This window comes from Psychromonas sp. MME2, assembly GCF_040566515.1.
Lineage (GTDB): Bacteria > Pseudomonadota > Gammaproteobacteria > Enterobacterales > Psychromonadaceae > Psychromonas.
On the sequence record NZ_JBEWXI010000015.1, the window covers coordinates 93,207 to 116,625 of the forward strand.

At 40.6% G+C, this 23,419-nt stretch carries 17 protein-coding genes, 2 tRNA genes and 3 rRNA genes; 18 read left to right on the forward strand and 4 right to left on the reverse strand.

Translation table 11 applies throughout. From position 1 onward, the window contains the following. Positions 1 to 60 precede the first annotated feature (60 nt). The 10 genes from AB1A03_RS15785 to aqpZ all read left to right on the forward strand — a co-directional run bounded on the left by AB1A03_RS15785 (position 61) and on the right by aqpZ (position 10,235). Positions 61 to 675, forward strand: a complete 615-nt coding sequence (locus AB1A03_RS15785; RefSeq protein WP_354625567.1) for an efflux RND transporter permease subunit — start codon at positions 61 to 63, stop codon at positions 673 to 675. Positions 676 to 717: 42 nt separating this feature from the next. Further along, positions 718 to 1,497: an efflux RND transporter periplasmic adaptor subunit gene (locus AB1A03_RS15790; RefSeq protein WP_354625568.1), complete on the forward strand. Its 780-nt coding sequence runs from the start codon at positions 718 to 720 to the stop codon at positions 1,495 to 1,497. A 24-nt stretch (positions 1,498 to 1,521) separates the two neighbouring features. Next, complete coding sequence (locus AB1A03_RS15795) at positions 1,522 to 1,737, forward strand: hypothetical protein (RefSeq protein ID WP_354625569.1); 216 nt, start codon at positions 1,522 to 1,524, stop codon at positions 1,735 to 1,737. A 563-nt stretch (positions 1,738 to 2,300) separates the two neighbouring features. Continuing rightward, positions 2,301 to 3,845: ribosomal RNA gene (locus AB1A03_RS15800) — 16S ribosomal RNA — on the forward strand. A gap of 78 nt (positions 3,846 to 3,923) precedes the next feature. After that, positions 3,924 to 4,000: transfer RNA gene (locus AB1A03_RS15805), tRNA-Ile, on the forward strand. Positions 4,001 to 4,054: 54 nt separating this feature from the next. Continuing rightward, positions 4,055 to 4,130: transfer RNA gene (locus AB1A03_RS15810), tRNA-Ala, on the forward strand. A 496-nt stretch (positions 4,131 to 4,626) separates the two neighbouring features. After that, positions 4,627 to 7,515, forward strand: a 23S ribosomal RNA gene (locus tag AB1A03_RS15815). Between the two features lie 111 nt (positions 7,516 to 7,626). After that, positions 7,627 to 7,742, forward strand: a 5S ribosomal RNA gene (gene rrf / locus AB1A03_RS15820). The 16S, 23S and 5S rRNA genes sit together here with 2 tRNA genes alongside, the layout of an rRNA operon. Positions 7,743 to 8,493: 751 nt before the next feature. Further along, positions 8,494 to 9,360: a delta-class carbonic anhydrase gene (locus AB1A03_RS15825; protein ID WP_354625570.1), complete on the forward strand. Its 867-nt coding sequence runs from the start codon at positions 8,494 to 8,496 to the stop codon at positions 9,358 to 9,360. 164 nt (positions 9,361 to 9,524) lie between these two features. Next, positions 9,525 to 10,235: an aquaporin Z gene (gene aqpZ, locus AB1A03_RS15830; RefSeq protein ID WP_354625571.1), complete on the forward strand. Its 711-nt coding sequence runs from the start codon at positions 9,525 to 9,527 to the stop codon at positions 10,233 to 10,235. A gap of 50 nt (positions 10,236 to 10,285) precedes the next feature. Here aqpZ and AB1A03_RS15835 read toward each other — a convergent pair whose 3' ends face one another. Next, complete coding sequence (locus AB1A03_RS15835) at positions 10,286 to 10,663, reverse strand: nitrous oxide-stimulated promoter family protein (protein WP_354625572.1); 378 nt, start codon at positions 10,661 to 10,663, stop codon at positions 10,286 to 10,288. Positions 10,664 to 10,744: 81 nt separating this feature from the next. Here AB1A03_RS15835 and AB1A03_RS15840 point away from each other — a divergent pair, with 81 nt between their 5' ends. The 8 genes from AB1A03_RS15840 to AB1A03_RS15875 all read left to right on the forward strand — a co-directional run bounded on the left by AB1A03_RS15840 (position 10,745) and on the right by AB1A03_RS15875 (position 20,291). Then, a complete protein-coding gene (locus tag AB1A03_RS15840) occupies positions 10,745 to 12,121 on the forward strand; it encodes an ATP-dependent DNA helicase (RefSeq protein ID WP_354625573.1) in 1,377 nt (458 codons plus the stop codon). A 64-nt stretch (positions 12,122 to 12,185) separates the two neighbouring features. After that, positions 12,186 to 12,665: an ATP-dependent DNA helicase gene (locus AB1A03_RS15845; protein WP_354625574.1), complete on the forward strand. Its 480-nt coding sequence runs from the start codon at positions 12,186 to 12,188 to the stop codon at positions 12,663 to 12,665. A 68-nt stretch (positions 12,666 to 12,733) separates the two neighbouring features. Then, positions 12,734 to 13,369 carry a tRNA (adenosine(37)-N6)-threonylcarbamoyltransferase complex dimerization subunit type 1 TsaB gene (gene tsaB / locus AB1A03_RS15850; protein ID WP_354625575.1) on the forward strand — a complete coding sequence of 212 codons (636 nt, stop codon included), beginning with the start codon at positions 12,734 to 12,736 and terminating at the stop codon, positions 13,367 to 13,369. A gap of 104 nt (positions 13,370 to 13,473) precedes the next feature. Further along, positions 13,474 to 13,773 carry a hypothetical protein gene (locus AB1A03_RS15855; protein WP_354625576.1) on the forward strand — a complete coding sequence of 100 codons (300 nt, stop codon included), beginning with the start codon at positions 13,474 to 13,476 and terminating at the stop codon, positions 13,771 to 13,773. Between the two features lie 283 nt (positions 13,774 to 14,056). Continuing rightward, complete coding sequence (locus AB1A03_RS15860; protein ID WP_354625577.1) at positions 14,057 to 14,845, forward strand: hypothetical protein; 789 nt, start codon at positions 14,057 to 14,059, stop codon at positions 14,843 to 14,845. A gap of 98 nt (positions 14,846 to 14,943) precedes the next feature. Then, entirely contained in the window at positions 14,944 to 15,954 is a 1,011-nt protein-coding gene (pyrD, locus tag AB1A03_RS15865; RefSeq protein WP_354625578.1) for a quinone-dependent dihydroorotate dehydrogenase, read from the forward strand. 433 nt (positions 15,955 to 16,387) lie between these two features. Then, positions 16,388 to 17,785 (forward strand): sodium-dependent transporter, encoded by a 1,398-nt coding sequence (locus tag AB1A03_RS15870; RefSeq protein WP_354625579.1) that lies wholly within the window; start codon positions 16,388 to 16,390, stop codon positions 17,783 to 17,785. Between the two features lie 244 nt (positions 17,786 to 18,029). Continuing rightward, positions 18,030 to 20,291 carry a diguanylate cyclase domain-containing protein gene (locus AB1A03_RS15875; protein ID WP_354625580.1) on the forward strand — a complete coding sequence of 754 codons (2,262 nt, stop codon included), beginning with the start codon at positions 18,030 to 18,032 and terminating at the stop codon, positions 20,289 to 20,291. Between the two features lie 146 nt (positions 20,292 to 20,437). On the opposite strand, the gene rsmF is transcribed toward AB1A03_RS15875, so the two are convergent. From rsmF to AB1A03_RS15890, 3 genes are all read right to left on the reverse strand, one after another. After that, the gene (rsmF, locus tag AB1A03_RS15880) at positions 20,438 to 21,883 is read right to left on the reverse strand and encodes a 16S rRNA (cytosine(1407)-C(5))-methyltransferase RsmF (protein WP_354625581.1); all 1,446 of its coding nucleotides are present in this window, start codon (positions 21,881 to 21,883) and stop codon (positions 20,438 to 20,440) included. A 185-nt stretch (positions 21,884 to 22,068) separates the two neighbouring features. Then, positions 22,069 to 22,668: a paraquat-inducible protein A gene (locus AB1A03_RS15885; RefSeq protein WP_354625582.1), complete on the reverse strand. Its 600-nt coding sequence runs from the start codon at positions 22,666 to 22,668 to the stop codon at positions 22,069 to 22,071. 38 nt (positions 22,669 to 22,706) lie between these two features. Continuing rightward, entirely contained in the window at positions 22,707 to 23,300 is a 594-nt protein-coding gene (locus AB1A03_RS15890; protein ID WP_354625583.1) for a paraquat-inducible protein A, read from the reverse strand. Positions 23,301 to 23,419: the final 119 nt, after the last annotated feature.

The window sequence follows — 23,419 nt, forward strand, 5'->3', positions numbered from 1 at the left end:
ACAGCTGTACCATTTTCTGATAGAAGCTATATTAACAATGGTGCTGGCGATGGGTGGCAAGTGAACAGCGATATTACCGTTATTTGGAGCGGAGAAGGGGAATGGAAAATTACCATTGATGTATTCCGTGATTTAGGGATTGCCTATGGTGCGGCTTTACTGGGGGTCTTCATCATTATGTTAGTGCAAACAGGCTTGCCTGCTGTATCAGGTATCATAATGCTCGCCATTCCATTGACGGTGATCGGTATTATGCCTGGCTTCTGGCTATTAAATAGTTTCTCAGCAGAGATAGAAGGGTACCCGAATCCAGTATTGTTCACCGCAACGGCTATGATAGGTATGATTGCACTTGCTGGGATCGTGGTACGTAATTCTCTAGTTTTGATTGAATTTATCCAACAATCATTACAACAGGGAAAAGATCTACAAAGTGCCTTGATTGAATCTGGTGCGGTACGTATGCGCCCTATTTTGTTAACAGCAGGCACAACGTTATTAGGCAATATTGTTATTACATTAGATCCCATTTTTAATGGATTAGCTTGGGCAATTATTTTTGGGATCACTGCATCAACCGTATTTACACTATTGGTTGTACCTATTGTCTATAATCTTGCCTATAAAGATGTTGAAGGCCATGGCTTGCCACAAATAACGGAGGAAGGCGCATGAAATATTCAAAAACTATATTAGCAGCAGGGGCTGTTTTTAATATTGGCACTGTTATTCCTCTACATGGCGGGTTTTTTTACCACTAAATTAGCACAGCAGCAACACGAAGAGGTAAATGATATAGCTAATCTGGTGACGATTAAACTCGCAACGAGAAATATAACTAATGAACGGCAGTTTGTAGCTATTGTAAATGCACAACAAAAAGCGATTCTTTCTTCGAGAATAACCGCAAAAATTGCTGAGGTATTAGTTGATGTGGGCGATAAGGTTGAACAAGGTGATATATTAATACGTTTAGAAGGTGCTGCTCTCAACGCGATAGTACGTCAAACAGAACAGGCTTTGTCATCAGCACAAGCGCAACTAAATGTTGCGCGTAAAGAATTTCTACGTGCGCAGCAGTTATTAAATAAAAAGTTAATTTCACAAGCACAATTTGATCAGGTCGAGTCTCAATTTAAAACGCAAAGTGCAAACTTTAAAAGTGCTAAGGCTTCTTTAGAGGAGGCTGAAACAACCTATGGCTATAGTTTAATTACCGCACCATTCTCTGGGGTAATAGATACGCGATCAATTTATGTTGGCGATACAGCAGTTCCTGGAATGGCTCTGCTTAGTCTATACAATCCACAAACCCTTCAATTACAAGCAAATATATCAGAATCATTAATTAATAAAGCAATGTTAAATAAAGTATTGCGCTATGAAATCCCAACCTTTGCAATAAAAGGGGAAGGGCAAGTCGTGACAGTTTCTCCTGCAACGGATAATAGTTCACATAGTTTTATTGTTAAAATAGCATTGAACCATCTAGATTAAGTTTTTCCTGGGAGTTATGGAAAAGTGTGGGTAGAAACCGACACCGATAATATTATCACTGTACCTGATGAAGCTATTTATAAGATTGGGCAAATTGATTATGTCAAGGTACTAGAAAATGAAAAAATACAAACTAAATTAGTGCAACTTGGAGAAGATAATAGAATACGTAAAGGATTAAAAGATGGCGATTTAGTCATTCTTAATCCGCTTAATCATCAACAACAAGTGTTGAAATAAAAATAGAAAACCATTTTTGAATGGTTTTTAGTCAAAGAACAGTGATTTTGTATGTTAAATATACAAACAGATTCGTGTTTGAATAAACTTGTCCATAAACACTTGCCAATGTGATCGAAATCCCTATAATGCGCATCCACAGACACGGGGCGTAACGCAAGTTAGCCGCAGGTTTGAGAATAAAGAAACGCATTTATCGCTTCGTAAGAAATGTAAAATAAGACGTTGACATTGTTCGAAAGGCGCGTAATATACGCACCTCGCCGCAAGGCAGCTCTTTAACAATTTAATCAAACAATCTGTGTGGGCACTTATTGTTGATGTGATTTCAAATAATCAAAAAGTAACGCTTCTGCTTGCAGAAAGTTACACCTAACTTGTTTAGGTAACATCAATAGAAGTGACACACGAATTAATTCATTTACATTGAAAGATTTATCTTTCAATGATTAACAGGCCAAATATTTATATTTGGTGGTTAATTCAGAATAAAAAAAAGAACGTAAGTTCTTTAGTTTTAGTCAGTAATATTGAGTCGTATCGAAAGATACAAATTAAACTTTAAATTGAAGAGTTTGATCATGGCTCAGATTGAACGCTGGCGGCAGGCTTAACACATGCAAGTCGAACGGTAACAGAGAATAGCTTGCTATTTTGCTGACGAGTGGCGGACGGGTGAGTAATGCTTGGGAATTTACCTTGTTGTGGGGGACAACAGTTGGAAACGACTGCTAATACCGCATAATGTCTTTTGACCAAAGGTGGCCTCTATTTATAAGCTATCGCGACAAGATGAGCCCAAGTGGGATTAGCTAGTTGGTAGGGTAAAGGCCTACCAAGGCGACGATCCCTAGCTGGTCTTAGAGGATGACCAGCCACACTGGAACTGAGACACGGTCCAGACTCCTACGGGAGGCAGCAGTGGGGAATATTGCACAATGGGGGAAACCCTGATGCAGCCATGCCGCGTGTGTGAAGAAGGCTTTCGGGTTGTAAAGCACTTTCAGCGAGGAGGAAAGGGTGCAGGCTAATACCCTGTATCTGTGACGTTACTCGCAGAAGAAGCACCGGCTAACTCCGTGCCAGCAGCCGCGGTAATACGGAGGGTGCGAGCGTTAATCGGAATTACTGGGCGTAAAGCGCGCGTAGGTGGTTAATTAAGTCAGATGTGAAAGCCCAGGGCTCAACCTTGGAACTGCATTTGAAACTGGTTAACTAGAGTTTTGTAGAGGGTGGTAGAATTTCAGGTGTAGCGGTGAAATGCGTAGAGATCTGAAGGAATACCAGTGGCGAAGGCGGCCACCTGGACAGAGACTGACACTGAGGCGCGAAGGCGTGGGGAGCAAACGGGATTAGATACCCCGGTAGTCCACGCAGTAAACGATGTCTATTAGAAGTTTGTGGCTATATGCCGTGGGTTTCAAAGCTAACGCATTAAATAGACCGCCTGGGGAGTACGGCCGCAAGGTTAAAACTCAAATGAATTGACGGGGGCCCGCACAAGCGGTGGAGCATGTGGTTTAATTCGATGCAACGCGAAGAACCTTACCATCCCTTGACATCCAGAGAATCACCAAGAGATTGATGAGTGCCTTCGGGAGCTCTGAGACAGGTGCTGCATGGCTGTCGTCAGCTCGTGTTGTGAAATGTTGGGTTAAGTCCCGCAACGAGCGCAACCCCTATCCTTATTTGCCAGCGGGTCATGCCGGGAACTCTAGGGAGACTGCCGGTGATAAACCGGAGGAAGGTGGGGACGACGTCAAGTCATCATGGCCCTTACGGGATGGGCTACACACGTGCTACAATGGCAAATACAAAGGGTTGCTAACCTGCGAGGGTATGCGAATCTCATAAAGTTTGTCGTAGTCCGGATCGGAGTCTGCAACTCGACTCCGTGAAGTTGGAATCGCTAGTAATCGTGGATCAGAATGCCACGGTGAATACGTTCCCGGGCCTTGTACACACCGCCCGTCACACCATGGGAGTGGGCTGCACCAGAAGTCATTAGCTTAACCTTCGGGATGGCGATGACCACGGTGTGGTTCATGACTGGGGTGAAGTCGTAACAAGGTAGCCCTAGGGGAACCTGGGGCTGGATCACCTCCTTACGTAAAGAAATTCACAATAATGAGTGTTCACACAGATTGTTTGATTAGAATGATAAAGACGTATGACAGGCCGTTATTGGGTCTGTAGCTCAGTTGGTTAGAGCGCACCCCTGATAAGGGTGAGGTCGGCAGTTCAAATCTGCCCAGACCCACCAATTTCTTGTAAGTTTACTTGAAATTGTGAACAATCTGTTTATACAAACCATGTTGGGGCTATAGCTCAGCTGGGAGAGCGCCTGCCTTGCACGCAGGAGGTCAGCGGTTCGATCCCGCTTAGCTCCACCACTTACATTAGTAAGTGTACCAACATGAACCTCTTTAGAGGGAGAGGCTTAAGATAAGTTAGATAATTTATCTTAAGCTTTTTTTTACGAAAAAGTTTGCTCTTTAACAATTAGGAAAGCTGATAAAGTTCTGTTTGAACGTATCGATATAGATATCAATATGTTTAAACGAAACGAAATTGTTCTCAATGATTAATTTATTAATCATTGTAATCAAGCAAAAATAAAAAGTTCATTTTTCACGTAGTGAAATGTGAACAGTACGTATCTACTCAATCATATGATTGATAGGTGCACGAAAAACGAATGTTGTTTTTTGTATTGTAAAATATGAGAAATCGCAAGCGTCTTGGAAACGACATACAAAACAAAAATCAGTATTAAGTAGTGATGCCAAATGGTGTTGCCCACTCAGACATTGACAAAAAGACGTCAATCTCTTGTTGGGAACAATACCTAAAACGCGTCACTGCGTGACACTTTCTTAGGTGTTGTATGGTTAAGTGAATAAGCGTGCACGGTGGATGCCTAGGCAATTAGAGGCGATGAAGGACGTGGTAATCTGCGATAAGTCCAGGGGAGTTGATAACAAGCGTTATATCCTGGAATTTCCGAATGGGGCAACCCGGCACTTAGTGTCATCGTTAAGTGAATACATAGCTTAACGAAGCGAACGAGGGGAACTGAAACATCTAAGTACCCTTAGGAAAAGAAATCAACCGAGATTCCGAAAGTAGCGGCGAGCGAAATTGGAACAGCCCTTAAGCTGTTTAGAAGTTAGTAGAATGGTCTGGAAAGTCCGACGATACAGGGTGATAGTCCCGTATATGACAACTTCTTTACAGTGAAAACGAGTAAGACGGGACACGAGAAATCCTGTTTGAATATGGGGGGACCATCCTCCAAGGCTAAATACTCCTAATTGACCGATAGTGAACCAGTACCGTGAGGGAAAGGCGAAAAGAACCCCTGTGAGGGGAGTGAAATAGAACCTGAAACCGTGTACGTACAAGCAGTAGGAGCCGACTTAGTTCGGTGACTGCGTACCTTTTGTATAATGGGTCAACGACTTAATTTCAGTAGCAAGGTTAACCGTATAGGGGAGCCGTAGGGAAACCGAGTCTTAACTGGGCGAATAGTTGCTGGGATTAGACCCGAAACTTGGTGATCTAGCCATGAGCAGGTTGAAGGTTGAGTAACATCAACTGGAGGACCGAACCCACTAATGTTGAAAAATTAGGGGATGACTTGTGGCTGGGGGTGAAAGGCCAATCAAACCAAGAGATAGCTGGTTCTCCTCGAAAGCTATTTAGGTAGCGCCTCGTGTATCACTGTTGGGGGTAGAGCACTGTTTGGGCTAGGGGGTCATCCCGACTTACCAACCCCATGCAAACTCCGAATACCAACAAGTGCAATCACGGGAGACACACGGCGGGTGCTAACGTCCGTCGTGGAAAGGGAAACAACCCAGACCGCCAGCTAAGGTCCCAAAGTATATGTTAAGTGGGAAACGATGTGGGAAGGCTTAGACAGCTAGGAAGTTGGCTTAGAAGCAGCCATCTTTTAAAGAAAGCGTAATAGCTCACTAGTCGAGTCGGCCTGCGCGGAAGATTTAACGGGGCTAAACATATCACCGAAGCTGCGGATGCTTATTTATAGGCATGGTAGAGGAGCGTTCTGTAAGCCGTCGAAGGGAAAGCTGTAAGGCATCCTGGAGGTATCAGAAGTGCGAATGTTGACATGAGTAACGATAAGGGGGGTGAAAAACCTCCCCGCCGGAAGACCAAGGGTTCCTGTCCAACGTTAATCGGGGCAGGGTGAGTCGACCCCTAAGGCGAGGCCGAAAGGCGTAGTCGATGGGAAACGGGTTAATATTCCCGTACCCTTATATTTTGCGATGGGAGGACGGAGAAGGCTAGGTGGGCCTGGCGATGGTTGTCCAGGTTCAAGTATGTAGGTGGAAGACTTAGGTAAATCCGGGTTTTCTTAACACTGAGATACGATGTCGAGTCACTAAGGTGATGAAGTCATTGATGCCATGCTTCCAGGAAAAGTCTCTAAGCTTCAGAAATATAAGGATCGTACCCCAAACCGACACAGGTGGTCAGGTAGAGAATACCAAGGCGCTTGAGAGAACTCGGGTGAAGGAACTAGGCAAAATGGTACCGTAACTTCGGGAGAAGGTACGCCGCTGACGGTGAAGTCCCTTGCGGATGGAGCTATTGGCGGCCGAAGATACCAGATGGCTGCAACTGTTTATTAAAAACACAGCACTGTGCTAAATCGCAAGATGACGTATACGGTGTGACGCCTGCCCGGTGCCGGAAGGTTAATTGATGGGGTTAGACTTAGGTCGAAGCTCTTGATCGAAGCCCCGGTAAACGGCGGCCGTAACTATAACGGTCCTAAGGTAGCGAAATTCCTTGTCGGGTAAGTTCCGACCTGCACGAATGGCGTAATGATGGCCATGCTGTCTCCACCCGAGACTCAGTGAAGTTGAAATCGCTGTGAAGATGCAGTGTACCCGCGGCTAGACGGAAAGACCCCGTGAACCTTTACTACAGCTTAGCAGTGAACTTAGAGCCTACATGTGTAGGATAGGTGGGAGGCTATGAAGCGTTGTCGCCAGATGACGTGGAGCCAACCTTGAAATACCACCCTTGTATGTTTTGAGTTCTAACCATGGCCCCTGAATCGGGGTTTGGGACATTGTTTGGTGGGTAGTTTGACTGGGGCGGTCTCCTCCCAAAGAGTAACGGAGGAGTACGAAGGTTGGCTAATCACGGTCGGACATCGTGAGGTTAGTACAATGGTATAAGCCAGCTTAACTGCGAGACAGACACGTCGAGCAGGTACGAAAGTAGGTCATAGTGATCCGGTGGTTCTGAATGGAAGGGCCATCGCTCAACGGATAAAAGGTACTCCGGGGATAACAGGCTGATACCGCCCAAGAGTTCATATCGACGGCGGTGTTTGGCACCTCGATGTCGGCTCATCACATCCTGGGGCTGAAGTCGGTCCCAAGGGTATGGCTGTTCGCCATTTAAAGTGGTACGCGAGCTGGGTTTAGAACGTCGTGAGACAGTTCGGTCCCTATCTGCCGTGGGCGTTTGAGAATTGAGAGGAGCTGCTCCTAGTACGAGAGGACCGGAGTGGACGAACCGCTGGTGTTTGGGTTGTCATGCCAATGGCATTGCCCAGTAGCTACGTTCGGAATCGATAACCGCTGAAAGCATCTAAGCGGGAAGCGAGCCTCAAGATGAGTTCTCACTGGGACTTTAAGTCCCCTAAAGGGCCGTTGGAGACTACAACGTTGATAGGCAAGGTGTGTAAGTGCGGTAACGTATTGAGCTAACTTGTACTAATTACCCGTGAGGCTTAACCATACAACACCTAAGACGTGTTGATGTAACCAAGAAAAAGTACGTTTGCGACAATATATTTTACAACTTGCAAGATTAAAGAATAATAGACAGCTTTTCTAATTAACTTTTTAGCTTGGCGAACATAGCGCTGTGGTCCCACCTGATCCCATTCCGAACTCAGAAGTGAAACGCAGCTGCGCCGATGGTAGTGTGGGGTCTCCCCATGTGAGAGTAGGTCATCGCCAAGCGCCTAATAAACGAAAAATCCCTGTTGACGATGTCAGCAGGGATTTTTTCTTTTTAGGGTACTGACGACGATGACCTGCTCGAGAGTAGGGCGAGTATCGCGACAGCAATGTGTCACGAGCGGGTGAGCGCTGCGAGCCCTTTCCATGCCCAATTAAACAAACCCAGTAGGTCTTTTCTTACTGGGTTTGTTTAATTCTGATGATTTATGACTACTCTTGAGAGTAGGGCGAGTATCGCGATAGCGATGTGTCACGAGCTTCGGTGCTCTGCGACGACTTTCCATTGCTAGACGCCTATTTAGAAGAAGCCCTGATAGAAATATCAGGGCTTTTTTGCTTTTTAGAGACGATAAAAGTGGCCCATCAACGTCAAGCAAACTAACGGACCTTGCTCTCCTTCCCATTCCTAACTCAGAAGTGAAACGCAGCTGCGCTGATGGTACTTAGTTGCTCCTTGTTTCCTTGAACCTCGTTCAAGGGACTTCAATGCAAAAGGGTCTCCCCATGTGAGAGTAGGGCGGCGAATTTGGCGCTAGCCAAGGTCTATGAGCGGGCTAAGCTCCGCGTGCCCTGGTTGTTTGTCGATAGGCAAGAGCCTCGAGCGGTCAACCTAATTGTCGCCTAATAGACCATAGCCAGATATTTGAATTTGAATTATGTTGATAACTTTTTTGTTGTGTTTTTGTATATTTAAAATAAATTGAGCTATATAATTCATTGAGTTTTTTGATTCAATAATATGGAATTTAATATGAAAAAAAATGTTCTCTTTCTTGTGCTTAATACTGTACTACTTCCCATTACAGCAAATGCTGAAAGTAACCATTCTAGTATTCACGAACAAGTTTCAGATCAAGTTATTGCAAAGCAGCGTGATACGTTGGCTATAAATACGAAAGATAAAGGATTTGGTCCTCAGTCTCCCCGTGATATAGACTCTATTTTAGGTAATAATCAGCGTTTCTTTTCTTCTGCTCCTCCTTATTCAAATATGAACCTATGTAATATTCATTTTCATAAAAATGCAGAACATAAAGGGGGAGAGTTTACAAAATATGCTGGTAATGGTGATGGACATGGTTATCAGAGTGGTTATATGTATTCCGGAATGCTTGAGCCTGATGAGTTAAAACCAGTTCATCAGGAGGTATGCCCAAGCAAACATGGCAATCTGTCACCAGGTGATACGATTGAAGTGCATTATGTCTATTCAACTGCTCAAGTGTCTCCAGGTCCTACTTTAGCTTCTTGCTTAAGTGATTCAATTGTTAATCCTCAATTACGAGTAGAAACACAAGTTTATGTCTTGGTAAATGACAACAAAGCATTAGATTTTACTGATTTAACTAGCTATGGTTTGAATAATGGATTATACCAAGCATTAAATATCCCTAGTAATACAGGTACTCCTATCCAATATGCAGGTTCAACTACTGGGCCAACATACAATGAACAGGCATCTCCCTTCCAAGTTACATGGAGTGTACGTCCTAGTATTGCGAAGGTTAATGTAGAGTCTGTTGGTGAATGGTGTAAAGGCAATGTCTTTAATGAAGATCATGCTCATGGTGTAAGAAATTTGGTTGTTAATCCAGCGCTTTTGTCAAAAATAGACTGATAAATTTACTTTAAATTTATTTCTTGGTCTGTTTTTAGCTATTTTAATGTGATTAAAATGTCATGTTGAGTTGTTTTTATAGATTCATCGTGCATAATTAAGCGTCATTAACTTTGCTGAGTTAGTGATATCAATGCAAATTATTTATTTTAAAAGGAATTAAAATGACACTAATAAAAAAATTATCTGCTGAGTTTATTGGCACATTTTGGTTGGTATTAGGTGGTTGTGGGAGTGCAGTAATTGCTGCAGGCTTTCCTAATGTAGGCATTGGTCTGCTAGGGGTATCATTTGCATTTGGTTTAACCGTACTAACCATGGCATACGCAATTGGGCATATTTCTGGTTGCCACCTAAATCCAGCTGTATCAATAGGTCTTTGGTCAGGTGGTCGTTTTCCTGTCAGTGAACTTGTACCCTATATTGTTGTGCAAGTTGCTGGCGGTTTAACAGGCGCAGCTGTTTTATATGTTATTGCTTCAGGGCAAGCTGGCTTTGATATTTCAGCTGGATTTGCAACTAATGGATATGGTGAACACTCTCCTGGTGGATATAGTTTAATTGCAGCCTTGGTTTGTGAAATTGTCATGACCTTTATGTTTCTCATTATTATTTTAGGGGCTACCGATAAACGTGCTCCGCAGGGATTTGCACCTATTGCGATTGGTTTAGGACTTACTTTAATTCATCTGATTAGTATTCCTGTAACTAATACTTCGGTCAACCCAGCAAGAAGTACTGGTGTTGCTATTTTACAAGGTGATTGGGCATTATCGCAATTATGGCTCTTTTGGCTTGCGCCAATAGCTGGTGCTATGTTAGCTGGTGTTGTTTATAGATGGCTTGGATTACTAAAGAAGCGTAAAAATATTTGAAACTAGTATTAACGCTGTTTTTTTAAATAAAAAACAGCGTTTTTTTATATCTATTTTTTATTGTTGCGTTGATGTCGATTGGATGTTTTATGTGGAATATCCGTAGGTACAGTTTGCAATGAAAAAATATGTTTGCCTGCTAAAATTGGATGTTTAAGTAACATTCTTGGCCCTGCATACTGCATTATCTCTTTTGCCTGTATGCGTTGTTTGTTTTTATAACAGTGGATAGGGCATTTGTTGCATGAGGGTTTGTTTTGCCCGTAGGGACAACGATTTAGCTTTTCATTCGCATAGTTTATAAACTCACTGCAGTTAAGACAAAGGGAGCTCTCTCCTTGTTGTCTATGGTGCCCATGACAATATATTTTGACCATTGCTTCAATGGTTTTAAATTCAGTCGCTAAACGTCCAGTGAATACATACATCGTTAATTTGACTCTTATCTATTAACCGTAAATAAAGTAGAATAGCTGTTTATCTATACCTTCACAATTGAGTATTTTGCTTTGATCTCATCTTTTTTTGCTCCTACGGGTCCTTTAAGCCAAAAATTGCCCCATTTTATTGCCCGTGATGCACAGCTAGAAATGGCTGAGGCTGTTGCCATAGCGATTAAAAATAGCAGCAATTTAGTGGTTGAAGCTGAAACTGGAACGGGGAAAACTTTTGCATATCTTGCTCCCACTCTTCTCTCTTTTGATAAGGATAAATCACCAAAAATTATTGTTTCAACAGGGAGTAAAGCGTTACAAGAACAACTTTTTATTAAAGATTTACCAATTCTAATCGAAACGACCCGGTTTACTGGCTCTGTCGCTTTATTAAAGGGGCGCAGTAACTATCTCTGTAACGAACGTTTAAATCGCTTTATGCTGGAAACTAAACATAAAGATCAGCATATGCATACGGAGCTAGTGAAAGTTAAGAATTGGTCACTGGCAACCCGTGTTGGTGATATTGCTGAAATTAATGATTTAGCCGAAGATGCCGCAATCATTCCTGCTATCACGAGTAACAATGATAATTGTTTAGGTCGTCAGTGCCCGAGCTTTGATGACTGTTTTATCGTCAAAGCGCGTAAAAAAGCAATGCACTCTGATTTGATTGTTATTAATCATCATCTGTTTTTTGCCGATTTAGCCGTTAAGGAGACCGGTTTTGGTGAATTAATGCCTGAAGCTGGCGTCTATATTTTTGACGAAGCACATCAACTGCCTGACATTGCGAGTTTGTATTTCGGTGAATCTTTATCTCACCGGCAATTAATCGATCTGGCCAAAGAGATTGATTTCGTTTATCGCAGTGAACTTAAAGAAGCAAAACAGATGGCTAAAGCGGCTGAACAATTGCGAATCTGCACACTCGATTTTCGTTTGGCCTTCGCCTTAGATAAAGGTAGCGGCAGTTGGCGAGATAAATCACGTGAGCGCATCATGCAATTGCATATGCAGCGATTATTACAGGTGATGGATTTTCTGAAAGAGGTGATAGGTGATTTGTTAGGTAAAAGCGAAGTGTTAGATCACAGCTTCGATCGTCTAAACCAATTCACATTGTTGCTTAAAAAATTAAATAGTGTCAATGAAACTGGTTTTAGTTATTGGTTTGATTGCTCCAAATTGCACTTTTCCTTAAATATTACCCCACTTAGTGTGGCGGATAGATTTCAATCCGAGTGCCAAAAGAAGCAGGCAGCATGGATTTTTACTTCAGCAACGTTATCAGTAAAAGGGCTGTTTGACCATTTTACAGAACTGCTTGGTTTACAAAATAGCCAATGTTTACAATTAAGTAGCCCGTTTGATTATGCCAAACAAAGTTTATTTGTAGTACCTAGGTTATTGCCTGAGCCAGATCCCAGGCTTAGCCGAAAAACTAATTGAACAATTAGCACCAGTTATTCGTGCTAGTAAAGGGCGGTGCTTCTTTTTATGTACAAGCCATGCGATGATGAACCAATTGGCAAATGGCTTTAGGCAAACTCTCACCATGCCCGTACTTATACAAGGTGAAAAGAGTAAACAGGCATTGCTCGATGAATTTATTAGTCATGGTAATGCGTTGTTAGTTGCAACGGGGAGTTTTTGGGAAGGAGTCGATGTGCGTGGGCAGGTTTTATCCTGTGTTATTATTGATAAAATTCCTTTTACCTCTCCCGATGAACCTTTACTTAAAGCAAGAATTGAAGACGCACAATTGAAGGGAAAAGATCCGTTTTCAGATGTACAATTACCGCAAGCAGTGATTACCTTCAAACAAGGAATTGGTCGCTTAATTCGTGCAGAGCAAGACCGAGGCGTTATAATTGTTTGTGATAACCGTTTAGTGACACGTAAATATGGAAATTTATTTCTTAATAGTTTACCGTGCATGCCACGTACGCGATCCCTTGATAATGCGATTGCTTTTTTAGAAACAATTGATTAGAAAATAAAGTCTTAAACCTGTTGCTGATAAATGTTATACAGGCATGATAGATAAGAGATAAAGTAACTATGTCCAGAGCATTAAATATTTTATGTGTTGATACATCAACAGAAGCTTGTTCGGTGGCGGTACTTAGTGCTACCGGCTTCGACACTGTCATTAATGACCAATTTATGTTGGCCCCCCGTGAGCATACGAATAAAATATTACCGACTGTTGAACAAGTTTTGCAACAAGCAAAGTTAGCACTCGCTGATATTGATATCGTTGCCTATGGCCGTGGCCCTGGTAGTTTTACTGGTGTTAGAATTGGCATAAGTATTGCTCAAGGTTTAGCCTATGGCATTGAAAAAAACATGGTGGGTGTTTCGACTTTGCAGGCGATGGCACAACAAGCCTATAAAACAGAGCAAGCATGTGATGTCTATGCGGCTATTGATGCGCGTATGGGGGAAATTTATTTCGCACATTATCAGTTACAAGGGCAGTTAATGACATTGGTTAATGAAGAAGTGGTAATAAAACCTGCTGATTTATTGGCACAACAGCCGCTAATATCCAAAAATGCGGCACTGGTAGGATTGCGTGGGCTGCTTACCCTGAATTGGTATCATATTTTGCCAATGCGGTGCGCCTTGATATTGAATTTCCGAGCGCCAAATATATGTTGGATCAGGTATTATATTGCATTGAAAAGGGTGTAACGCAGTTGCCAGAATTAGCGACACCCGTATATATTCGTGACAAAGTTACATGGAAAAAGCTACCTGGTAGAGAATAATTTTTTTAGTTAAAGTGTGGATTATTAATGGCAATACAAAATAATACCAGTTTACATCTCAGTCCAATATCCGTTGGTAAAAGTACGATTGCTAAAAAATCGTCTGTTACTAGCAGTACCGATATTGCACCTGTAACTCCAAAAGCATCGTCGAAAAATTTTTCTATGGTCCTCTCGGAAAAGCAGAAAGAGTCAATTAATAAAACTCTTGGTTATGATCAACCAAACTCTAAGCAGCGTGGTGCATTAGAAGCTTATCAACAAGTGGCGGTACAAGAAAAAAGAGAACGTATTATTGATAGTATGAGTTTTCATTTTGTTGTTTAATAAATGTTTATACCCTTGTTATCTCGAGGTGTTTTGTCAGGCGCCAGCCCATATTTCTGAGCAAGACCTAACATAAAATAATTATTTTTATAGTACAGCAACGTAGTGCTTATTTTCGAATTTGTGTCCATAGGGCAAGAAAAATAGTATTCATCTGCCTTGTCATGAAATAGCTATGTAGCATATATATACTTCAATTTTATACCTAGTATATCGGTCCTTTTTCTTGCTGTCTTTGCTTCTTGAAGTATCATGGGTATATATCTTCTAATTTAGGTGTTTTATGTTCCGTGTATTGACAATTTTCTGTTTTGTTTGTGCGAGTTTTTCATTACAAAGCCAACCTTATAAAATTAATTTATCAGCAACTCAAATAAGTCAATTAGGGCAACTTATTTGGCAAAATGAGGGACAACAAAAATTACAGCACTTAACTTCATGGAATCAAGCTGAAGATTTTCCTTCTCTCGGCTTAGGACACTTTATCTGGTATCCAACTAAAGAAAAAGGTCCCTTTAAAGAACAGTTCCCTGAATTACTTATTTTTTTCCGTGAGTCTGGTGTAAAAATTCCATCCTGGCTTGAACAGACTAAATTGGCTCCTTGGCAATCACGAACGCAATTTTATGAGGAGTTTGAAGGTGAAAAGCTTGCCTCGTTACGTCTGTTTTTAAGTGAGCAGGTTGATTTACAAGCTAAATTTATTATTAGACGTTTAGAAAAGGCAATACCATCGATCATTGCGACCTGCAATCCTGCTGATAAAACTGTGCTGTTACATAATCTATCTTCATTGACCAATAGCGTGAAAGGCACCTTTGTATTACTTGATTACGTTAATTTTAAAGGTGAAGGAGTTGCTAATAATGAACGTTATCAAGGTCAAGGATGGGGATTAAAACAAGTGCTTTTAAATATGCCGCGTCAATATGATGATGCTATACGTGCATTTTCTTTCTCTGCTGATGAAGTATTAACACGGCGAGTAAAAAATGCGCCGCGCGATGAATTTCGTTGGCTTAATGGGTGGCGAGCTCGCCTTTATGCTTACCCTCAGATAAGAATTGAATAATTTTTTTTATTATTTTCTTTTTATTGTTCATGTTTACCTCATATAAACGGTACAATATGGATCACACTATAATCTCTCAATTTTAAAAAGGTTTTGTTATGTTTTATCGTATTCTGCGTAGTTTTTTATTCATGTTAAATCCTGAAAAAGCTCATGATTTATCCATAAAACAGCTCAAATTAACACATGGCACTATATTAGATCTTTTTTATCGTCAAAAGGTTCAAAGTCGTCCTGTACAAGTGATGGGGTTAACCTTTCCTAATTCCGTCGGTCTTGCCGCTGGTTTGGATAAAAATGGTGAATGTATTGATGCATTTGCTGCGATGGGGTTTGGCCATATAGAAATAGGTACAGTCACTCCCGTTGCGCAGCCGGGAAATGAATCGCCGCGTATATTCAGAGTATTAGAGTCTGAAGGCATCATTAATCGTATGGGTTTTAACAACCTTGGCGTAGATAATTTGATTGCAAATGTCAAAGAGAGCAATTTTAAAGGTGTTATAGGGATTAATATTGGTAAAAACTTCACTACGCCAGTGGAAAAAGGTAAAGACGATTATTTACTTTGTATGGATAAAGTTTATCAACATGCCGGTTATATTGCCGTCAATATCTCTTCTCCAAATACACCAGGGTTACGCTCTTTACAGTATGGCGAAGCGTTAAATGAACTGCTTGATGCATTAAAAACCAGACAAGCCGAATTAGAAGTTAAATATAATAAATATGTACCGATTGCTTTAAAAGTGGCTCCTGATTTGAGTGATGAGGAAATTGAGTCAATAGCCTCTTCGTTATTGAAATACAAAATTGATGGATTAATTGCAACGAATACCACTTTAGATCGAGAAATGATCAAAGGTATGTCTCATGCAGCTGAAGCGGGGGGATTAAGTGGTCGTCCATTGCAAAGTAAAAGTACACAAGTCATTGCTAAATTCGCCTCTCATTTAAAAGGGGAAATTCCAATAATTGGTGTCGGTGGAATTGATGGTGTTATAGCCGCAAAAGAAAAAATTGCCGCCGGTGCGAGTTTAGTACAAGTTTATTCTGGATTTATTTATCACGGCCCACAATTAGTCAAGAATATCGTCAATAACATTTAATTTAATACCATTCAAAAAAGGCTAAATAACATCTATTTGTTATTTAGCCTTTTTATTTTTGGAACGTCGTTAACAATAGACGACATATATCGCTATAGGTATGGCAATGATACGCGTGTGAATTCACCTATCTGTATTTTTACATCGTTTATTAAAATATCGACTTGCGCACAGTCACGATTTTTTTTCTGTTACCTAAATCGCATTTATAGTAATTATAGGGGTGTGGTGATATTCATTATTAAATAGCGTTAAGTGATTTAATATTCATGCAATCAACCTCATTTAAGTTTTTATTCAATAATGTTGCATTCTTATTCGTGTAATGATTTTTATTCTGCTTTTCATTGCTTCAAAATGCATGATTACAAACTTGAATTAACCACGTGAACTGTCTATAAAGATGCATCTTTTCTTAACTCAAAGGTTTTAAATGAATACTGAAACTCATGTTTCCAATCGATGGTCAAGTAGATACGCATACATATTAGCGGCAACGGGCGCTGCGGTTGGCTTAGGTAATTTATGGAAGTTTCCCTACATTATGGGCGAAAATGGCGGTGGCGCATTCGTTCTTGTTTATCTACTTTGTATCCTCTTTATCGGTATCCCGGTAATGATGGCTGAGGTGGCGATTGGTAAACGTGGTCGCTCTACACCAGCCAATGCTGCTGCGATGGTGTCGGTTGAATCTGGACACTCTTCACACTGGTCTGTAATCGGCTCGATGGGCGTGCTCGCGGGCTTTTTAATTCTTAGTTTTTATGTGGTTATCGCAGGTTGGGCTGCTGCCTATGTATTGTATGCGGGTACCGGTGAATTTAGTGCCGCTGCTGCGGATAGCGCGACACATGCAGAAGCCATCGGCACACTTTTTGGCAATCTGGTAAGTAGTGTTCCACAGCTGCTTATTTGGACGACATTAACCGTTGTTGCTGTTGTTTATGTTATCTCCAAGGGGGTTAAAGATGGCCTTGAGACGGCGGTAACATATTTAATGCCGGCACTGTTAGTACTGCTTGTTTGTATTATGTGTTACTCCGCGATTGTCGGTGATTTTGCTTCTGCCTTCTCTTTTATGTTTGACGTAGATTTTTCTAAGCTAACGATCAAAGGTGTATTAGTTGCACTGGGCCACGCATTTTTCACGCTAAGTTTAGCCTCAGGTATTATGATGGTTTACGGTGCATATTTACCGGAAGGTGTCTCTATCGCTAAAACATCAGTTATGATCGCCATTGCTGATACGCTTGTTGCATTGATTGCCGGTCTCGCTATTTACCCAATCGTTTTTGCACATGGTTTAGAGCCAAGTGCTGGCCCGGGTCTATTGTTCCAGTCGTTACCAATTGCATTTGGCTCTATGCCAATGGGTGATTTTGTTGGTACATTATTCTTTATCATGGTGGTCTTCGCGGCCTTTACATCGGCAATTGCATTACTGGAGTCTGCTGCGGCATACTTAGTAGAGCGCCAAGGTTTAACACGTGTTAAAGCTGCGATTATTGCCGGTAGTGGCATTTGGCTATTGAGTTTGGGTACGATTGGCTCATTAGCAGGCAGTGAATGGGCGCAAATTAATTTTGGTTTCATGGGCGGTAATATTTTTGATGCCCTTGATTATTTAACGGCGAATATATTGTTACCGCTAGGTGGGTTATTGATATCGGTATTTGCGGGTTGGATAATTAAAACTGAAGTTGTTAAAAGCGAGTTTAGTTTAGCGCCGTGGCAATTTAGTCTAGTCATGGTATTACTGCGTTTTGTTGCACCATTAGGTATTTTATTTGTCTTTGCTAATTCAGTGGGTGTGCTAGATTTTATCAGCTAATTGTTAGTAAAAATTAGTTCTGTAACGACAAAGGCGCTTAATTTATTAAGCGCCTTTGTCGTTTTGCTTTTTGGATAAATCGAAGAATTGTTTGTACCCATTTCCCCTGAACCACCTATGCAAAGTATGATCTTGTCTTCATTTTATTAAGTGTAAATGAATATTAAATATGAGAGAAACCGCTTTCTAGGTATTATTGATTTTTAACGTTGTCGGCAGTAGGTATCAATTTAGTAAGGTTACTATGGGAATTCATAACGATAGACCAACAATCGGTTTCTTTGCTCCGAGTGTGAGTGGCTTTTATCTTAGTACGCTTTGTAGTGAGTTAAGAAAACAGTGCGCATTGCGTAGGATGGATTTAGTTGTCATATTAACCAATGAGACAACTGACTTTAATATGCCCTTAGCACTTGATTATATTGATGCTGCTTATATTGCAGTGGATGTATTATCTTCTATTTATGTCGAACAGCTTTTAGCGCGAAATATTCCCGTAGTTTCAGCCTCAGAAGAGTATTTTTCATTAGCGGTTGAATCTGTTATCAGTGACCAAAAAGCATCCGTTCAACTTGCCTTTGACCATCTTTATGACTTAGGGCATCGAAGAATTGGTTTTGTTGGCACCCTATTTATCACCGATTTCAGATTACGCTATCAAGCGTTACGTGAATGTTATGCACAAAAAGCGATGGTTTTTAATGAAAATTGGCTATTCGATGTAAGTGACCCTGGCATTGTTGGTGGGGCAAATGCGAGTGAAAAGTTCATTGCACAGGCGTGTGACTGTAGTGCAATCATTTGTGGCTCAGATATGATGGCTTTAGGAATGGTAAATGCATTAGATAAAAAAAGCGTTAACATGCCGCAACAACTAGCAATTGTAAGTATTGATAATAACCCTCTCGGAGAGAGTTGTATCCCTACTTTAACTTCAATTGATCAGAACTTACCTGTGATGATTTCGCGAGTTATTGATCGACTTCAGGGACGCCTATCCGGACTACCATTTATTAAAAGCGCACAATTGATAGCGCCGCGTATAGTGATCCGTGAGAGTTGCGGGGGCGCTGATGAAGTTTTGCTCCCTTGTGCTAATAATGAAAATGAGCAAATACAAAGCGCTAGCTATATGCAAGATTGCAGTAATTTGGCTTTGGCCATAGGAGGGCGTGACTACCGATGGATGACTAGTCTATCCAAACTATGGGGGCCATTCTTTACATGTGTCTGTTTAGGGAAATGGCAATCACAATTTAATTCATCGCGCGATAAAGAACGAATCACCTTGGTCGATGTGATTGATGGTGATGGAGATTGTACTATTTTAGATAGCTATATTAATAGTGAGATCGCAATACAAAAATTTCCGCCATTACCGATTGCAACCTATGATGCCAATGAAATACTTTACGTTACCTTGATCCCAATTACTCCAGAAGGAATTAAATGGGGAGTGATGACTATTATTGATAAACTAGATGTCGGTATGGATCAAGCTTCCTATAATATGTTTTTCTATTATGTCTCCCTGATCTCTGTATTTATGCAGCGTGAAGCATTAACCGAATGTGTTCGTGATCGGGAGCGTAATGCGTTGAATTTGGCAAAAAGACTCGAAGTGATTGCTCATGCAAGCAATGATGGTATATGGACCTGGAATCTAGAACTAAATTTAATGGAGTGGAATGACCAATTGCTTGAAATGCTCGGCTTCATAACTGAAGAGGAGAAGCTGTGCTATCGTAATATGTCATTTTTTGAACGTATTCATAGCGAAGATCAAGAAGTTACAAGATTTGCAATCACAGCGCATTTACAGAAAAGTAAACCCTTCAAATTAGAGTTTCGTATGCGAGCCAAGTCAGGCGCTTACCTTTGGGTTACTGCGTGTGGTGAAGCGATGCGCGAAGCTGATGGGCGGACGAGCCGATTTGTTGGGGTCCTTACAGATATTACTGAACAATACCATTCTAAGCAACATATTGAATTTTTAGCTTACCATGACAGTTTAACTGAATTACCCAATCGAGCTGCATTAATGGAGCGGGTTACTAGTGATATTCGTCAATATCCTGATGCATGTTTTGCTATTATGCTCATGGATCTAAATCGGTTTAAAGAGATTAATGATACCTTTGGGCATGCTGCAGGGGATGCAGTATTAGTTTATGTTGCAGAGGCTATAAGTTTTACGCTTCGTAAAGAAGATCATGCCTCCCGGTTTGGTGGGGATGAATTTGTCTTTAAGATTGATGCCAATACGGGCTCTGAAGCATTACTAATAGCGCAGCGGATATTAGATAGTTTTCAGGGGGAATTTAGCTACGAAGGTTACGAAATTCCTATTGCTGGTAGTATAGGTGTCAGTTTATATCCACAGCATGCGACTCTGCCTGAAGAGCTGATAGATAAAGCTGATACCGCTATGTATCATGCAAAATCCCAGTCGCATAATAAGGTGCAGTTATTTCGTTCGCAATTAGTCGAATCTATAGTTGTGTAAAGTAGTAAATATAAAAATAGATCTGTTATGCGATGATTTATTAATTATTTTTTGTCATCGCCACTAAACGTTAGCTAAGTTCATTTAGCGGTATTTGGCTATATTTAACCTAGATAACGCTTAGAGTATTTAATGATGGCGCAAAATCATTTTATAAATAAGTTATTATCACGAATAAGGTCACGTGGAAGGCTGTTTTTTATACGGTTGTTGAGTGCTTTACCCATACCGATTATATTGTCTCGGTAGCAAAGTAGTACTTCTCCTTTAGCATTATTTGTTTGCACTTCGTGAATATCACGGCCTTGAAAGAATTGTTGAGCCTGCTGTGCATTTAATGCGATTTTGTTTTTACTTGCTTGATCGCCAAAGCTGATAACAAATTCATGCATTGTTTTAAAACCTGTTTTACGACCCTGACCAAATTGTTCTGCTATTTTGATACCTAAACGAGAAAAACGTAATTCATTAATCAGTGGCTCTATTGGTGTTGGCAACAACCAAAACTCCTGGTCACGTTGATAGAGTTCGCCGGTAATATCATTAATGTTAAATTGTGCTGCAAAATAGTCATACAACAGCGCTTTAGTTTTTTTACTGCATTTTATAAAAGGGAACTTACCAAGACGTTTATCGGCTAGTGGTGGAAAACTTGCTTGTGTTTTTCTTATAGCCGCAACAAAAAATCCTTCACTATCATAAACCTGTGGCCAGATATGTAAAAAACCTTCTTCTGTTCTGGTTCTATGGGCATCGCTGAAGAGTGTATTAAGATCTAAAAATTCAACACCGTCGGGAAAGCTATTTTTAAGGTAATGGCAAACATCCTGGTTTTCTTCCAAACTTAAGGTACAGGTTGAATAGATTAGAATGCCGTTCTCTTTAAGTGCATGATATGCGCTGATGATAAGTTTTTTTTGTACTGCCGAAATTTCGTCAATAGCATCTTGACTCCAATTTTTCATCGCATTTTTATCTTTTCGCACTGTCCCCTCTCCTGAACAGGGGGCATCTAATAAAATCGCATCAAAGTTATCGGGTAACCATGATCCGAAAACGGCTGCATCAAAGTGCGTCAGTGCCACATTTTTGATGCCACAACGCTGGATGTTGGCATGTAACATTTTTATGCGGCTGGATGAAAATTCATTGGCAATAATTAACCCTTTATTTTCCAACAAAGCGGCCATCTGTGTTGTTTTAGATCCAGGGGCTGCAGCTGCATCGAGTAAAATAGTGCTTTCAGTAGGGAAAAAGAAATGAAATAAAGCTGCGACAGGCATCATTGAGCTAGCTTCTTGAATATAGCAAAGTCCAGCGAGATGCTCAGCACTGTTACCAAGAGGAATGGTTTCATCTTCAATTTCTATCCAAAAACCTTCTTGACACCATGGGATTGGAGTTAATGACCAGCCCTGTTCCGTTGCACGTTGTTTGAATTTATCCACTGATATCTTCAGAGTATTAACTCTGATAGCTCGTCGCAGTGGAATATGGCTAATATTAATGAGATCTTGTATATCAAGATGTGTGGGCAATATAGTCGTCATTTTATCTACGAATGCTTGTGGTAGAAGCGGGCTGTTATCCATTGAGTTCCTTAAATAGTTTATTAATCTGCTATGCGTATAATAGCAATCTGTATAAGTATCTGATCTAGCTTGCTGGTTAAAATAATAAATAGTTTGCTATCACCTGGAGTGTGTATTGCTCTGCCGTATTTTCCCTCAGCGAGCGATGTCCACAATATTATCCAGATTACTCTAATGCTTACAACTTATTGCTTCGACTGGTCATGGTTTAATGTTAAATCCCAAATTAATCGCGTATCAAAACTATGTGCAGCAAAGAGCGTCGTAAGCACTACAATAGTAAAAGAGGTTGCTGCGAAGCCGGGGTAAACCGATAGCATTTGTCCTTTATCAAAAACTGCAACCATAATTGATATGACAAAAAGGTCGAGAATTGACCACTTTCCGATTATCTCAACTAACTTGAATGCCCATAACTGTTTTTGGGGACTTAAATTATGTTGAAAATGTACGCATAGTGCAATCACAGCTAAGGCCAAAATTTTAAAAAAAGGGACGATAATCGAGGCAATAAAGACAATGATTGCAATGCTAACCATACCACTGTCTATGAGACTTAGAATCCCTGAAAAAATACTGTCTGGATATAAAACATTATTTTTTAAAAAATAAGTAATAGGGTAGAGATTTGCCGGAATGATAAATATAGTTGCTGTAATTAAGAAGGCAAAAGTCTTTTGTAAGCTATGATGGATCCGTTGAGATATTCGGCTTTCGCAGTTCGGGCAATAAAGTGGGTTATCTTTTTTTACACTGAAATGCCCACAGTTATTACATAGTTGCAACCCTGGTTTCGATGCCAGTTTTACCTGGGACAGCGATATTATTCATTAATATATCTCTCCCATAAGTCATGGTGATTGTAATGATGAATAACAGTTAAGTTAACCAATAACAAGCCAATAAAAAAATAAAAGCCAACGTTAATAAATAGCTGCGCATAGTTAATTAGCTTAAAGATAGCAACCATTAAACTCAGCGCATAAACCTCAAGCATCGACCAATGCAGCAGTAGATGCGTGGTTTTTAGAATCCTACGTAAAAATAGGGGGCGATAATCAAAAGTTAAACAGGCACAACTAATGGTAATGCATACCATTAATACCGTTGGTGCAACAACCGCACAAAAGAGCACAACATAGGAGACAATCGGTGCGCTATTGGCCATCATCAATGCACCTTGAATGATATTTGTGGGCTCAGTTTTACCCAATAAATGAATTGAGAATAAAGGCAAATAAAATGCAGGCAGAGATATTATTAATGCGGTCAGTGATAAAGCTAATAGAGTAGAGATAGGATATCGACTCTGTTTGAAAATAGTATGCTTACAGCGAAAGCATTTTGCGACATGGCCTGCAGGTATGTCAGGAAGTTGTGAAACCATATCACAATGGCCGCAGAGAATAGTTTTCATTGGTTTAATTCATCTGTATAAAATATTAATTAAAGATAGCAAACTTTATTAAAGATTGCATTTTTGCTTTTAATATTTTACTGTATATAAAACCATGAACTTTAGATAAATAAAGAGGC